The sequence below is a fragment of the Roseovarius sp. genome (genome assembly GCF_040219995.1).
Taxonomy (GTDB): domain Bacteria; phylum Pseudomonadota; class Alphaproteobacteria; order Rhodobacterales; family Rhodobacteraceae; genus Roseovarius.
Window position 1 is genome coordinate 819,481 of the sequence record NZ_JAVJUC010000014.1, and the last position, 14,418, is coordinate 833,898.

Annotated in this window: 17 protein-coding genes; 13 read left to right on the forward strand and 4 right to left on the reverse strand. The window is 64.0% G+C overall.

The genetic code is table 11. From position 1 onward, the window contains the following. Positions 1-30: 30 nt before the first annotated feature. Entirely contained in the window at positions 31-1,194 is a 1,164-nt protein-coding gene (locus tag RID11_RS08185) for an alpha-hydroxy acid oxidase (protein ID WP_350137445.1), read from the forward strand. A 161-nt stretch (positions 1,195-1,355) separates the two neighbouring features. Then, complete coding sequence (locus RID11_RS08190; RefSeq protein ID WP_350137447.1) at positions 1,356-2,003, forward strand: 50S ribosomal protein L25/general stress protein Ctc; 648 nt, start codon at positions 1,356-1,358, stop codon at positions 2,001-2,003. A gap of 64 nt (positions 2,004-2,067) precedes the next feature. On the opposite strand, the gene RID11_RS08195 is transcribed toward RID11_RS08190, so the two are convergent. Further along, the gene (locus tag RID11_RS08195; RefSeq protein ID WP_350137449.1) at positions 2,068-2,748 is read right to left on the reverse strand and encodes an FkbM family methyltransferase; all 681 of its coding nucleotides are present in this window, start codon (positions 2,746-2,748) and stop codon (positions 2,068-2,070) included. Positions 2,749-2,823: 75 nt separating this feature from the next. On the opposite strand from RID11_RS08195, the gene pth reads away from it, so the two are divergent. Beyond that, positions 2,824-3,510 carry an aminoacyl-tRNA hydrolase gene (pth, locus tag RID11_RS08200; RefSeq protein ID WP_350137451.1) on the forward strand — a complete coding sequence of 229 codons (687 nt, stop codon included), beginning with the start codon at positions 2,824-2,826 and terminating at the stop codon, positions 3,508-3,510. A gap of 29 nt (positions 3,511-3,539) precedes the next feature. Here the strand turns inward: pth and tgt are convergent, their stop codons facing one another. Then, a complete protein-coding gene (tgt, locus tag RID11_RS08205; RefSeq protein ID WP_350137453.1) occupies positions 3,540-4,670 on the reverse strand; it encodes a tRNA guanosine(34) transglycosylase Tgt in 1,131 nt (376 codons plus the stop codon). 67 nt (positions 4,671-4,737) lie between these two features. On the opposite strand from tgt, the gene rimK reads away from it, so the two are divergent. The 4 genes from rimK to tpiA all read left to right on the forward strand — a co-directional run bounded on the left by rimK (position 4,738) and on the right by tpiA (position 7,786). Next, on the forward strand, positions 4,738-6,156 hold the full coding sequence (gene rimK / locus RID11_RS08210; RefSeq protein ID WP_350137455.1) for a 30S ribosomal protein S6--L-glutamate ligase: 1,419 nt from the start codon (positions 4,738-4,740) through the stop codon (positions 6,154-6,156). An 85-nt stretch (positions 6,157-6,241) separates the two neighbouring features. Then, positions 6,242-6,604, forward strand: a complete 363-nt coding sequence (locus RID11_RS08215) for an SUF system Fe-S cluster assembly protein (RefSeq protein WP_050662415.1) — start codon at positions 6,242-6,244, stop codon at positions 6,602-6,604. 29 nt (positions 6,605-6,633) lie between these two features. Continuing rightward, positions 6,634-6,984, forward strand: a complete 351-nt coding sequence (locus RID11_RS08220; protein WP_350137459.1) for a HesB/IscA family protein — start codon at positions 6,634-6,636, stop codon at positions 6,982-6,984. Positions 6,985-7,036: 52 nt separating this feature from the next. Beyond that, complete coding sequence (gene tpiA, locus RID11_RS08225) at positions 7,037-7,786, forward strand: triose-phosphate isomerase (protein ID WP_350137462.1); 750 nt, start codon at positions 7,037-7,039, stop codon at positions 7,784-7,786. 75 nt (positions 7,787-7,861) lie between these two features. Here the strand turns inward: tpiA and RID11_RS08230 are convergent, their stop codons facing one another. Further along, positions 7,862-8,323 carry an Lrp/AsnC family transcriptional regulator gene (locus RID11_RS08230; RefSeq protein ID WP_350137465.1) on the reverse strand — a complete coding sequence of 154 codons (462 nt, stop codon included), beginning with the start codon at positions 8,321-8,323 and terminating at the stop codon, positions 7,862-7,864. A gap of 146 nt (positions 8,324-8,469) precedes the next feature. Here RID11_RS08230 and cobA point away from each other — a divergent pair, with 146 nt between their 5' ends. The 6 genes from cobA to RID11_RS08260 all read left to right on the forward strand — a co-directional run bounded on the left by cobA (position 8,470) and on the right by RID11_RS08260 (position 13,302). Further along, entirely contained in the window at positions 8,470-9,240 is a 771-nt protein-coding gene (gene cobA / locus RID11_RS08235; protein ID WP_350137467.1) for a uroporphyrinogen-III C-methyltransferase, read from the forward strand. A gap of 1 nt (position 9,241) precedes the next feature. Beyond that, positions 9,242-9,553, forward strand: coding sequence for a DUF2849 domain-containing protein (locus tag RID11_RS08240; RefSeq protein WP_350137469.1), 312 nt, complete (start codon positions 9,242-9,244; stop codon positions 9,551-9,553). Positions 9,554-9,586: 33 nt separating this feature from the next. Then, on the forward strand, positions 9,587-11,257 hold the full coding sequence (locus tag RID11_RS08245; protein WP_350137471.1) for a nitrite/sulfite reductase: 1,671 nt from the start codon (positions 9,587-9,589) through the stop codon (positions 11,255-11,257). Next, the gene (locus RID11_RS08250; protein WP_350137473.1) at positions 11,244-11,978 is read left to right on the forward strand and encodes a phosphoadenylyl-sulfate reductase; all 735 of its coding nucleotides are present in this window, start codon (positions 11,244-11,246) and stop codon (positions 11,976-11,978) included. Before RID11_RS08245 ends, RID11_RS08250 begins: the two co-directional genes overlap by 14 nt. Further along, complete coding sequence (locus RID11_RS08255; protein WP_350137475.1) at positions 11,975-12,379, forward strand: DUF934 domain-containing protein; 405 nt, start codon at positions 11,975-11,977, stop codon at positions 12,377-12,379. The genes RID11_RS08250 and RID11_RS08255 overlap by 4 nt, the downstream gene beginning before the upstream one ends. Before the next feature lie 71 nt (positions 12,380-12,450). Beyond that, entirely contained in the window at positions 12,451-13,302 is an 852-nt protein-coding gene (locus RID11_RS08260; protein WP_350137476.1) for a ferredoxin--NADP reductase, read from the forward strand. 175 nt (positions 13,303-13,477) lie between these two features. On the opposite strand, the gene RID11_RS08265 is transcribed toward RID11_RS08260, so the two are convergent. After that, positions 13,478-14,320, reverse strand: coding sequence for a translation initiation factor 3 (locus tag RID11_RS08265; protein WP_350137479.1), 843 nt, complete (start codon positions 14,318-14,320; stop codon positions 13,478-13,480). Positions 14,321-14,418: the final 98 nt, after the last annotated feature.

Genomic DNA, 14,418 nt, shown 5'->3' on the forward strand with positions numbered 1-14,418 from the left:
AGCATGTTTACCAATTTCCGGAGTGCCCCCATGCCCGTCATCACCAATATCGACGATCTCAAGCGGATCTACCGCCGCCGCGTCCCCAAGATGTTCTATGACTACGCGGAATCGGGCAGTTGGACGGAACAGACCTTTCGCGAGAACACCTCCGATTTCGACCGCATCTATCTCAAACAGCGCGTCGCCATCGACATGACCGGGCGCAACCTGTCGACAAAGATGATCGGGCAGGACGTGGCGATGCCTTTAGGGCTCGCGCCGGTGGGTCTCACCGGCATGCAGAACGCCGATGGCGAGATCAAGGCCGCCCGCGCGGCCGAGAATTTCGGCGTGCCCTTCACCCTTTCGACAATGTCGATCTGCTCCATCGAGGATGTGGCCGAGCACACCACCAGGCCGTTCTGGTTTCAGGTCTACACGCTCAAGGACGACGATTTCATGCAGCGCCTGTTCGATCGGGCGAAGGCCGCCAAATGTTCGGCGGCGATGATCACCGTCGATCTGCAGATGCTGGGACAGCGTCACAAGGATCTCAAGAACGGTCTTTCCGCCCCGCCCAAGCTGACCCCCGCCAGCGTCGCCAACATGATGACCAAGGTGCACTGGGGCCTCGGCATGCTGGGCACCAAACGGCGCAGCTTCGGCAATATCGTGGGCCACGCCAAGGGTGTCTCGGACCCCTCCTCGCTCAGCACATGGACGTCAGAGGCGTTCGATCAGGCGCTCGACTGGGACCGCATCCGCGTGTTCCGCAAGATGTGGGACGGCCCGCTCATCATCAAGGGCATCATGGACCCGCGCGATGCGCTCGAGGCACTGAACGTGGGGGCAGACGCGATCATCGTCTCGAACCACGGCGGGCGGCAACTTGACGGCGCGCTCTCGGCCATCCGCGCCCTGCCCGCGATCATGGATGCCGTGGGCGACAAGATCGAGGTGCATCTCGACAGCGGCATCCGCTCGGGTCAGGACGTGCTCAAGGCCCTCGCCATGGGTGCGAAAGGCACCTATATCGGCCGCGCCTTCGTCTACGGGCTTGGCGCAATGGGCGAGGCGGGCGTCACCAAGACACTGGAGGTGATTCAAAAGGAGTTGGACACCACCATGGGCCTCTGCGGGCGGCGCGACGTGCATGATCTCGACCGCGATATCCTGATGGTGCCCAAAGGCTTTTCGGGCGAGTGGGAGTGACACGCGCTGGCACCCGGCGGAATTTGAGTATTTTTGCCAAGAAGAAGCCGCAGACCATGCCGTTTGGCCCTTTTCAAGCAAGCCAGCGTGCTCTATAGGCGCAATTTCACGCGGGGCTACAGCCTTGGAGGAGCCCCGCTCTAACCTATGGAGAATTCAAAATGGCTGGAGAAATTCCTGATCTTCACGCCCAGGAACGCACGGGGACGGGCAAGGGCGCCGCTCGTGCGGTGCGCCGTGCGCATCTGGTTCCGGGTATCGTGTTCGGTGGCGACAAAGAGCCGCTGGCAATCCAACTGCCCTATAACGCGCTGATCAAGCGCCTGAAGGCGGGACGTTTCAAGTCCACGCTCTTCAACCTCAAGGTCGATGGCCACGAGGATGTGCGCGTGATCTGCCGCGACGTGCAGCGCGATATCGTCAAGGACCTGCCGACGCATGTCGATTTCATGCGCCTGCGCCGGACCACGCAGATCAACCTCTTCATCCATGTCGACTTCGAGGGCGAGGAAGAGTGCAAGGCCCTGCGCAAGGGCGGCGTTCTGACCCTGGTGCGCCCCGAGATCGAGCTTGTGGTGACCGCAGGCGACATCCCCGAGAAGATCGTCGTGGACCTGACCAAGATGGAAAACATCGGCGACACGCTGACGATTTCCATGGTCGACCTGCCCGCGGGCACCAAGCCGACCATCGACCGCGACTTCGTGATCTGCAACATCTCCGCCCCCTCTGCACTGCGCAGCCAGGAGGACGACGAGGATGAGGATCAGGCCGAGGTCGAAGCCGAAGAGGTCGCAGCGGAGGAGTGATCCGCCGCCGCCTCAGCGCAACATAAAACGACGCGGCCCCGGAAACGGCGGCCGCGTTTTTCGTTCACTGCCCGCGCACCCGGCGAAAGCACAGGATGCGCCCGCGCGAGGGCCCCGGATCATAGGTCAGACCCGAAACCGACATGCAATCCACGATCCGCTGGATCACCGTGTCCGGGTAGCGCCCCGGATGCAGTTCCATCATCACCGAATGAACATGATCCGGCCAGGGCGCGTCAAACAGATGCTCTTCCGCGCCTTCGATATCCATGATCACCAGATGCGGGCGCGCTATGTCCAGCAGCGCATCGAGCCCGAGCGCCGGCACCTCGATCAGCCTGTCGGAGGCGCTCTCCTCATCGGCGATATGCCCGGCCCAGAATGTGCGCGCGCCGTCAAAGGCGATGGCGTCGCGGTCATCCCTGCGCCCCGTCACCGCGCCATGCAGCAGCGTCACGGCTCCCGCCCCGTTGCGGTCAAGGTTGGCGCGGATCACCGGCAGCAGCGCCGGATTGGCCTCGACCGTGGTCACATTTGCCGGTCCCGCCACCCGCGCGCAAAGCGTCGCGATATAGCCGATCCCCGCCCCCAGCTCCAGCACCCGCTGGCCCTCGCGCAGGCGCATCCGGGCCGCCGCCGCCTCCTGCCCCTCGTATTTGCCCGAGGCCAGTTTCGCCGCGATCCGGTCATTGATATGGCTGTCGGGCACATCAAGCGTCAGGCCGTCGATCTCATACTCCGCCATGCCACCCTGCCCCTTGGTTGATTCCGCCGGGCCAAGGCCCTAGACCATCCTAAAGTGACGCGGGAGAAATGGGCAATGCAGCTCTTTGTGGGCCTCGGCAATCCGGGCGCGAAATATGCGGGCAACCGCCACAATATCGGCTTCATGGCCGTCGACCGGATCGCCGAGGATCACCGGTTCGGCCCGTGGCGGACCAAGTTCCAGGGCCACGTCACCGAGGGCGTGCTGGAGGGCGAGAAGGTGATCCTGCTCAAGCCCGGCACCTTCATGAATCTCAGCGGTCAGTCGGTGGGCGAGGCGATGCGCTTTTACAAACTGACGCCGGTCGACGTGACCGTCTTTCATGATGAGCTCGACCTTGCCCCCGGCAAGCTGCGCGTCAAGACCGGTGGCGGCCATGCCGGCCATAACGGTCTGCGCTCGATCCACGCCCATATCGGCGCGGAATATGCCCGCGTGCGCCTTGGCATCGGGCATCCGGGACACAAGGACCGGGTGGCGGGCTATGTCCTGCAGGATTTCGCCAAGGCCGATCAGGACTGGCTCGACGACATGATGCGCGGCATTGCGGACGGTGCGCCATGGCTGGCACAGGGCAAGGCCGACAGGTTCCAGAACGCGGTCGCGCAGCGCATGACCCCACCGCGCCCCAAGCCCGAGCGCAAGGCAAAACCCGCGCCAGAGCCCGCGGCCGAACCGCCCCAAGAGGCCGCCGAAGACACCCGCAGCGCTTTGCAGAAACTCGCGGACCGGTTTCGGTAGGCCACTGTCTCGACGGCCCCCCGCGCGCCTCAGACCGGCTCGATATCCCCCTCGGCCCGCAGCGCATGAAACGCCGCCTCCCACGCGGCGAACCGTCCCTCAGAAATCGCCGCGCGCATGCCCGCCATGATCTCCTGATAATAATGCAGATTGTGCCAGGTCAGCAGCATGCCCGAGATCATCTCCTGACTGCGGAACACGTGATGCAGATAGGCGCGGGAATAATTCCGACAGGCCGGACAGCCACAGGCCTCATCCAATGGCCTCGGATCATCCTGATGCCGCGCGTTCTTGATATTGACCTGCCCGCGCCGCGTCCAGGCCTGCCCGGTGCGCCCCGAGCGGCTTGGCAACACGCAATCCATCATGTCGATGCCGCGCTTCACCGCGCCCACAATGTCATCAGGCTTGCCCACCCCCATCAGATAGCGCGGCTTGTCCTCGGGCAGGAACCCCGGCGCATATTCCAGCACGCCGAACATCGCCTCTTGCCCCTCGCCCACGGCCAGACCGCCGACCGCATAGCCGTCGAACCCGATCCCGGTCAGCGCCGCAGCGCTCTCCTCGCGCAACTCGGGCGTGACCCCGCCCTGCATGATCCCGAAAAGCGCATGCCCCGGCCGGTCCCCGAACGCCTCTTTCGACCGCGCCGCCCACCGCATGCTGAGCCGCATGCTCTCGGCCACAGCCTTGTCACTCGCGGGCAGCGCCGGGCATTCGTCGAAACACATCACGATATCACTGCCCAATAGCCGCTGGATCTCCATCGACCGCTCCGGCGTCAACTCATGCTTTGATCCGTCAATATGACTGCGAAACGTCACGCCTTGCTCGGTCAGCTTGCGCAGCCCGGCAAGGCTCATCACCTGAAAGCCCCCCGAATCCGTGAGAATGGGCTTCTCCCAGTTCATGAACCGGTGCAGACCACCCAACCGCGCCACCCGCTCCGCGCCGGGGCGCAACATCAGGTGATAGGTGTTGCCCAAGAGGATATCCGCCCCCGTCGCCGCCACGCTCTCAGGCATCATCGCCTTCACCGTCGCCGCCGTGCCCACCGGCATAAAGGCCGGCGTCCGGATCTCGCCGCGCGGCGTGGAAATCACACCCGTGCGCGCCAAACCGTCAGTTCCCTTGAGTTTATAGTTGAATAATGCTGTCATCTTGGCCCCATAGCGCGAGACAGGTCATATCCGACGAATCCGCGCCCATGACAAGGAGCCATAGCCCATGAGCGATACGCCAGACACGCCCCAGCCCCTGCAATTCGGCTGGGAGGAATGGATTTCGCTCCCCGATCTGGGCGTCCCCGCATTGAAGGCCAAGGTCGATACCGGCGCGCGCACCTCCGCGCTGCATGCCTTCGACATCGAGACCTTCGGGCCGTCCGCGAAACCCAAGGTCCGCTTTACCGTGCATCCGATTCCGGGCCGCGACGATCTGGTCATCCCCTGCTCCGCTACCATTCTCGATCGGCGCGAGGTGGCCTCCTCCAATGGCGAGCGCGAATTGCGCTACGTCATCCAGAGCACGCTGTCGGTCAACGGCGACAGCTGGCCGATCGAGATCACCCTCACCAACCGCTCGACAATGGCCTCGCGCATGCTGCTCGGGCGGCAGGCGCTCAAGGATCATATTTCCATCGTCGCCACCGACCGCTTCCTGCAGCCTGAACTTAGCTATGACGTCTATCACACGTCTAAAATGCGCGCCGCGCAGCCCAAACGCGCCCTGCGCATTGCCGTGCTCAGCCGCGAGAACAACTATTCCACCCGCCGCCTCGTCGAAGAGGGCGAATCCCGCGGCCACACCGTCGAGGTGATCGACACCACGCGCTGCTACATGGCGATCAACGCGCTTGCCCCCGAGGTGCATTACGACGGCAAACGCCTGCCGCGCTACGACGCCGTGGTGCCGCGCATCGGGGCCTCGGTCACCGCCTACGGGGCCGCCGTCATCCGCCAGTTCGAAACCATCGGCACCTATAGCGTCAACACCTCGGCGGGCATCATTGCCAGCCGAGACAAGCTTTATGCCCATCAGCTGATGGCGCGCGCGCAGGTCGGCATGCCCAACACCGCCTTTGCCGCCTCGCCCAAGGATACCGGCAACCTGATCGGCCTCGTCGGCACCGCCCCGCTGATCGTCAAGCTGCTCGAATCGACCCAAGGCAAGGGCGTGGTTCTGGCCGAAACGAAAAAGGCCGCCGAATCGGTGATCGACGCCTTTCGCGGCCTCAAGGCCAATTTCCTCGTGCAGGATTTCGTTAAGGAAGCGGCGGGCGAGGATATCCGCTGCCTCGTCATCGGCGGCAAGGTCGTGGCCTCGATGAAACGCACCGGCGCAGACGGCGATTTCCGCTCCAACCTGCATCGCGGCGGCTCGGCCAAATCCGTGCGCATCACCAAGACCGAACGCGACACCGCGATTCGCGCCGCCAAGGTGTTCGATCTCAACATGGCGGGCGTCGATCTCCTGCGCTCCGAAACCGGGCCCAAGGTGCTCGAGGTCAATTCCTCGCCGGGCTTCGAGGGCATCGAGGGCTCCACCGGCAAGAACATCACCGGCGCGCTCTACGACATGATCGAGGCGCGCGTGCGCCCTGCCCCGGTCCGCCGCCGCAAGACGGCTGGAAAATCCGACGGCTAGACCCGGGGCGCATGCAACCGCGCCCTCTGGACGCGAGGGTTTATAAAACTTATATGTTTGCTCAGGATAACCGCAGGACACGATCATGATGAATTCATCCGAGCCGCTTGAAGGGGCCCCGCTCATCGCCCCCTCCAGCACCGACCACCCGCTCTACGATCAGGTGGTCGAGGCGTGCCGTGGCGTCTATGACCCCGAAATCCCGGTCAACATCTACGACCTTGGCCTGATCTACACGATTGATATTGATGGCGAAAACGCCATCAACGTCACCATGACCCTGACCGCGCCGGGCTGTCCCGTGGCCGGTGAAATGCCCGGTTGGGTCGCTGAGGCGATCGAGCCTTTGGCAGGCGTCAAGCAGGTCGACGTCCACCTCGTCTGGGAGCCGCCCTGGGGCATGGACATGATGAGCGACGAAGCCCGGCTTGAGCTGGGTTTCATGTAATGACATCAAGCGACTGAAAGGCGAACCTCATGTTTGGCATTCCCGGAAAGCAGGCGGTCTCCATGACCCCGACCGCCGCCACGCAGATCGCGAAACTGATGGGCCGGGACGGTCATCAGGGCCTGCGCATCGGCGTCAAGAAGGGCGGCTGCGCGGGCATGGAATACACGATGGAGTATGTGACCGAAGTTGACCCCCATGACGAGGTGGTTGAACAGGACGGCGCGCGGGTGATGATCGCCCCGATGGCGCAGATGTTCCTCTTCGGCTCCGAGATCGACTACCAGACCTCGCTGCTGGAATCCGGTTTCGTGTTCAACAATCCGAACGTGACAGAGGCCTGCGGCTGCGGCGAGTCGATCAAGTTCGAGGGCATGTGAGCTTCGCCTCATAACCCGCTGCTTTAGAATATAAAATCAGGATAATGAGTGCATGAAACGCAAGCTCGCCGCCGGCAATTGGAAGATGAACGGCACCAATGCCAGCCTCGGCGAACTGCAAACCCTCACTGCCGCGCATCCCGACCCGCGCGTCGATATCCTGATCTGCCCGCCCGCCACCTTGATCGTGCAGGCCGCAGCCCTCACCGCCGACAGCCCCTTGATGATCGGCGGGCAGGATTGCCACACCGCCCCGTCCGGCGCGCATACCGGCGACATCTCCGCCCCGATGCTGGCCGATGCAGGCGCGATCGCCGTCCTGCTCGGCCATTCCGAGCGGCGCGAAAGTCATCATGAAACCAACGATTTGGTCGCAGAGAAGGCTTCCGCCGCATGGTCCGCCGGCCTCACCGCCGTGATCTGCTTGGGCGAGACGCTGGCGCAGCGCGAGGCGGCCCAAACCCTCGACGTGATCGCCACGCAACTCGACGCCTCGCTTCCCGACGGCGCAACCGGTGCCAACACCGTCATCGCCTATGAGCCGGTCTGGGCCATCGGCTCCGGCCTCACCCCCACAACTGCGCAGATCGCCGAAGTGCATGATTTCCTGCGCGCCCGCCTCACCGACCGCCTGGGCGAGGATCAGGCCTACACCATCCGCCTGCTCTATGGCGGTTCGGTCAAACCCGCGAACGCCGCCGAGATCTTCGCCACCTCGAATATCGATGGCGCACTCGTCGGCGGCGCGAGCCTCAAATCCGCCGACCTCTCGCCAATCATCACGGCACTGGAACAGGCCTGACCCCGCTTCTTTTTGGAACAAATACTCCGGGGGAGGTCGCCAGAGGCGACCGGGGGCAGCGCCCCCTTGCCACGCTCAAATCGGCAGCATCGTCGTCGACTTGATCTCTTCCATCGACAAAAGCGCCGTGACGTTATGCACCTTCACCTCTGAAATCAGCGCCTGATAGAACACGTCATAGGCCCGCGCATTGGCCACCCGCACCTTGAGGATATAGTCGATATCCCCCGCCAGCCGGTGCGCCTCCATCACCTCGGGCCGGGCATTCAGCGCGTTCAGAAACTGCGCCTGCCAGCCCGCATCATGCTCTGACGTGCGGATCAGGACAAAGAAACACGCCTCGAATCCAAGCGCCTCGGCATCCAGCAGATAGGTCTGCTGCCGGATCACCCCGCCCTCGCGCATCTTGCGAATCCGGTTCCATACGGGCGTCTTGGAACTGCCCACGGCCTTGGCGATATCGTCCAGCGATTGCCCCCCATCCTCCTGCAGCTGCACGAGGATTTTCCGATCCAGATCATCGAGACGGACAGTCATTCCAAGTTTTCCTTTCCGATGGAATTTTCCACCCAACAGCCGCGCCAATCAGAACATATATCCTTATTCACGCGGCCATATGGCGTTGAACCGGGAATATTTCCTATATTGCAGGGGAAGTCAAACCGCTTGCAAAAGGTCGCGCCATGTCCCGCACTCCGCTCCAACCCGGCACCGTCGCCTTTGTCGGCGCAGGCCCCGGCGACCCCGACCTGCTCACCGTCAAGGCCCTGCGCGCCCTGCAACAGGCCGATGTGGTGATCCATGACCGGCTGGTCGCCCGCGACATCCTCGATCTCGCCAACCCGGCCGCGCAACTCCTCAACGCGGGAAAGGAAGGCTTCGGCCCCTCCATGTCGCAGGATGACATCAACGCTCTGATCGTCGCACAGGCCCTCACCGGCGCGCGCGTCGTCCGCCTCAAGGGCGGCGATCCCACCGTCTTTGGCCGCCTTGACGAGGAACTCGACGCGGTTACCGCCGCCGGCATCGACTGGCACGTCGTGCCCGGCATCACCGCCGCCTCCGCCTCGGTCGCCACCATCGGGCAGAGCCTGACGAAACGCGGCCGCAACGCCGCGGTGCGCTTTCTGACCGGCCACGACATGAAGGGCTTTGCCGATCACGACTGGCGCACGCTGGCCCGCCCCGGCGAGGTCGCGGCGATCTACATGGGCAAGAAATCGGCGCGCTTCATCCAGGGCCGTCTGATCATGCACGGCGGCGATCGCGCCACGCCCGTCACCGTGATCGAGAACGCCTCGCGCCCCGATCAGCGCGTGCTCTCCACCACGCTGGAGCGTCTTCCTGCCGATCTGGCCGAGGCCAACCTGACCGGCCCCGCGCTGACCTTCCTCGGCCTCGCGCCGCGCGCCGCCGAAGCGGCCCTAGTCCACTCGAAACAGGAGCTTGCCTGACATGCCCCGAGACTTCACCCCCAAGGTCGTGACCGCCAATGCCCTCATCGAGGGCGATGTCGTCTATCTCACCGTCGATGACCGCTGGACGCGGCATCTCTCGGAGGCCGAGGTGCTGACCGACGAGGCCGATGCCGACTATCGCCTGCTTCAGGCACAGGCCCGCGCCGATGAAATCGTTGGCGCCTATCTCGCGGATGTGCGCCCCGGTCCCGACGGCCCCGAGCCCACCCATTTCCGCGAGGATTTCCGGCGCACCGGCCCCTCGAACCTTTTTCACGGCAAACAGTCCGAAGGACTGTCCCGGGCTTGACCCGGGACCTCCCAAGGTAAGGAACCCAGAATCATGTATCAATACAACGACTTCGACGCCGCTTTTATCGCTGAACGCAACCGCCAGTTCCGCGCCCAGGTCGAGCGCCGTATTGACGGCAGCCTGACCGAGGACGAGTTCAAACCGCTGCGCCTGATGAACGGGCTCTACCTGCAACTGCACGCCTACATGCTGCGCGTGGCGATCCCCTACGGCTCGCTCGATCCGGCGAAACTGCGCCAGCTGGCCTATCTGGCCGAGCGGTGGGACAAGGGCTACGGCCATTTCACCACCCGCACCAATATCCAGTATAACTGGCCGCAACTGCGCGATATTCCCGACATGCTCGACGCGCTGGCCGAGGTGGACATGCACGCCATCCAGACCTCCGGCAACACCATCCGCAACGTGACCTCCGACCATTTCGCAGGGGCGGCGGCGGATGAGCTGGAAGATCCGCGCCCGGTGGCCGAACTGATCCGGCAATGGTCCACCGACCACCCGGAATTCCAGTTCCTGCCACGCAAGTTCAAGATCGCCGTGATCGCCTCCGAGGCGGATCGCGCTGTGATGAAGAGCCACGATATCGGCGTGAAAATCGTCGAGCGTGACGGCGTTCGAGGCTACGAGATATGGGTCGGCGGCGGCATGGGCCGCACGCCCATGGTCGCCAAGCTGCTCAAGGAGTTCGTGCCCCGCGCCGATCTCCTGCCCTATCTCGAATCGATCCTCGCGACCTACAACCGCCTCGGGCGGCGCGACAACAAGTACAAGGCGCGGATCAAGATCACCGTGCACGAAAACGGGCTGGATGAGATCCGCGATCTGGTCGAGGCCGAGTTCCCGCGCCGTCGCGCGGCCTTTTCGGGCGTCGATCAGGCGTGGCTCGACCTGATCAATGCCGCTTTTATCACCCCCACCCTGCCCGAGCGCGACGCGCAAGACTTTTACGCCGCCCGCGACGACGACCCGGTGTTCCGCACCTGGACCGACACCAATGTGACCCCGCACAAGCACGCCGATCACGGCATCGTCACCATCAGCCTCAAGGCGCATGGCGCGACTCCGGGCGATGCGAGCGCGGATCAGATGCGTGTGGTCGCGGACCTCGCCGAGCGCTACGGCCATAACGATATCCGCGCCAGCCACGCGCAGAACCTCGTGCTGCCGCATGTGGCGCTCGCCGACATCCCTGCCGTCCATGCCGCGCTGCGCGAGGTGGGGCTGGCCACCGGCAATATCGGGCTCGCCTCGGATATCATCGCCTGCCCCGGCATGGATTACTGCGCGCTCGCGACCGCCCGTTCGATCCCCGTGGCCCAGGGCATCGCCACCCGGCTGGACGCGCTCAAGATCGAGCATGACGTGGGCCATCTCCAGATCAAGATCTCGGGCTGCATCAATGCCTGCGGGCATCACCATGTGGGCCATATCGGCATTCTGGGCCTCGACCGCGCGGGGGTGGAAAACTACCAGATCACCCTCGGCGGCGATGCCTCCGAAAGCACGGCAATCGGCACCCGCACCGGACCGGGCTTTGCCTATGACGAGATCGTGCCCGCGATCGAGCGGCTCATCTTCGCCTATCTCGACCTGCGCGAAGGGCCCGAGGAGACGTTCCTCGAGGCTTACAATCGTCTCGGCCTCGCGCCGTTCAAATCCGCGCTCTACGATCACGAGGCCCGGGCCCATGCCGCAGAATGATCTGCACGACCGGGTTCAGGCGCTCAACGACCGCTATCGCCATCACTCGGCGATCTCGGTGCTGGAGCACGCGCTGCGCGACCCCCAGGCGGGCAAGCTGGCGCTCGTCTCAAGCTTCGGGGCCGAATCGGTCGTGCTGTTGCACATGGTCTCGGTCACGCAGGCCGCGACGCCGGTGATCTTCATCGACACAGAGATGCTCTTTGCCGAGACGCTGGTCTATCAGCAGGAACTGGCAGAGCGGCTCAACCTGCGCGATCTGCGCATCATTCGGCCCGACGCGCACGACCTTGCACACACCGACGCAAAACAGACGTTATACCGACGCGATACCGACGCGTGTTGCGCCCTGCGCAAGACCCGCCCCCTGCAACGCGCCCTCAGCGGTTTCGACGGCTGGATCACCGGGCGCAAACGCTATCAGACCGGCACCCGCGCCACCCTCGACTTCTTCGAGATCGAGGACAGCACCGACCGGATCAAGGTCAACCCGCTGGCCCATTGGGCCCGCGACGACATCCGAACCTACATGGAGGAAAACCGCCTGCCCCGGCATCCGCTGGTGAGCCAAGGCTACCCCTCCATCGGCTGCATGCCCTGCACGACGCCCGTGAAACCGGGCGAAGACCCAAGATCTGGCCGCTGGCGCGATCAGGACAAAACCGAATGTGGCATCCATTTTGTGAACGGCAAACTGGTGCGAAAAGGAGTTTCCGCATGACTGTCATCGTCACCGACACGGGCTTTGGCCCCGAAACCTGGACCACCCCCATCGTGCCTCTGGAAGAGGCCCGCCGCGGCGTCGGCATCACCCTGCCCTCCAGCGCCGACCCGCTGGAACTGGCCGGTCGCCTGCCCGATGTGCAGATGATCAAGGTCCATTTCCCGAGCTTCGCCGACGGGCGCGGATTCAGCATCGCGCGGCAATTGCGGCTGATGGGCTACACCGGGCGGTTGCGCGCCTATGGCCACGTGATCGCCGATCAATACGCCATGGCGCGGCGCGCGGGTTTTGACGAGGTCGAGATATCCGACGATCTCGCCGCCCGGCAGCCCGAGGATCAGTGGCTCTCTCGTGCCAACTGGCAGGCCCACGACTACCAAGAGCGGCTGCGCGGCTGAATACCGCTTTTACCTGACCTGAATCAAAGATTAGAAGAGGATGTCGGTTTAAATGACCGGCAGTTGACACCATGAACGAGATGACCGCCGTGACCCAAGCGACCGCAAAAGCGCCCAAGACCCTCGCGCTGCCCGATGCGCAGACAGTAACGCAGGTAACACACTGGACCGACCGGCTGTTTTCCTTCCGGGTCACGCGACCGGCGAGCCTGCGCTTTCGGTCGGGCGAATTCGTGATGATCGGGCTGATGCAGACGGATGAGAAAACCGGCCGCGAAAAGCCGCTGCTGCGCGCCTATTCCATTGCCTCGCCGTCCTGGGATGACGAGTTGGAATTCTACTCGATCAAGGTGCAGGACGGCCCGCTGACCTCGCGCCTGCAACATATCGAGGTCGGCGACGAGATCATCCTGCGCCCCAAGCCTGTAGGCACGCTGGTGCATGACGCGCTGCTGCCCGGCAAACGGCTGTGGCTCTTTGCCACCGGCACCGGCTTTGCCCCCTTCGCCTCGCTGCTGCGCGACCCGCAGACCTATGAGGACTACGATGAGGTGATCGTGACCCACACCTGCCGTGAGGTGGGCGAATTGCAATACGGGGCCGAGTTGATCGACAGCATCCGCAAGGACGAAATGCTGGCTGAGTTGATCGGCGAAGGCTTTGCCGACAAGCTGCGCTATTACCCGACCACCACCCGCGAGCAGAGCCCCAAGATGGGCCGCATCACCGATCTGATGCGCTCGGGCGAGGTGTTTGCGGACCTTGGCGTTGCCCCCCTCGCCCCCGAAACCGACCGCGCCATGGTCTGCGGCAACCTTGCCTTCAACCTCGAGATCAAGGAGATGCTGGAGGAGTATGGGCTGCGCGAAGGGGCCAATTCCGACCCCAAGGAATACGTGGTCGAAAAGGCGTTTCTGGACTGAGGGGTGACAGACCAAGAGATCCTCCGGTCAAGCCGGAGGATGACGCCTACCCCAGATGCCCGTCACCCTCGGGCTCGACCCGAGGGTCTCCCGTAACCGGAGACATGCCGACGCTGCCACAAAAAAAGCCCGCGCAAGCAGCACCTTGCGCGGGCTTATCAATGTTTGGACTGGCTCAGTAACCGAGCGCCTGACGTGCCGCCTGAAGCGCGGATTGCAGCAATTCAGGATTGTCCTGCGCTGCCCTGATCCCCTCGATCAGCAGGTTCTCCTGCATCGAGCCCAGGTCGGACCCCTCGATCAGGCCGCGCACCCGCTCCATGTCAAAGCCGTCCACGGTCAGCGCCTCGGGGGCCTGCTCGCCACCGCTTGCAGCGGCGTCGCCCGTGGCACTCTCACCCGCTTCGGCAGCGGCCTCTTCGGTGGCCTCGGTTGCGCCATCCGCAGCCCCCTCAGCAGCAGCTTCGGCTTCGGTCGCCGTCTCGCTCGCCGCGTCCACCGCCTCTTGCGAAGCGGCTTCGGTTTCAGCGGCAGCATCAGAGGCGGCCTCTGTGGTGGCATCGACGGCCTCGTCCGCGGTTTCGGTCACCGCCTCGGTCGCGTCGCCTGCAGCATCGGTTGCCTCATCAGCTGTACCGGTTGCTGCGTCCACTGCCTCTTCTGCGGCCTCCTGAGCCGCTTCCGTGGCTTCGGCGGCAGTCTCTTCGGCGGCCTCGACAGCGCCTTCGACGGCATCAGATGCCTCACTTGTCGCCTCGCTCGTGGTCTCTTCAACCGCCTCTGCCGCCTCTGTGGCTGTGTCCTCTGCCGCATCGACTGCGTCACCCGCCGCATCCGCCGCCGCGTCGGCGGTCTCGCCCGCAGCCTCAGCCGCATCTTCAAGCGCTTCGGGGGCCTCGACCTCTTGCGTGGCTCCGCTCACCTCGTTCACGACCTCATCGACAGACTTGCCGGTAAAAAGCATGTAGCCACCGCCCAGCACGATGACCGCCAGAACGATCCAAATCAGGTTTTTCATACCCATCTCCCAGAATAACAGACAGGCCCTCGCGTTAATCGCCACGGCCCTTTGTGACACTCCTTCCCAAATGCGGCTTGCAAAGAAAAGCCGCAAGG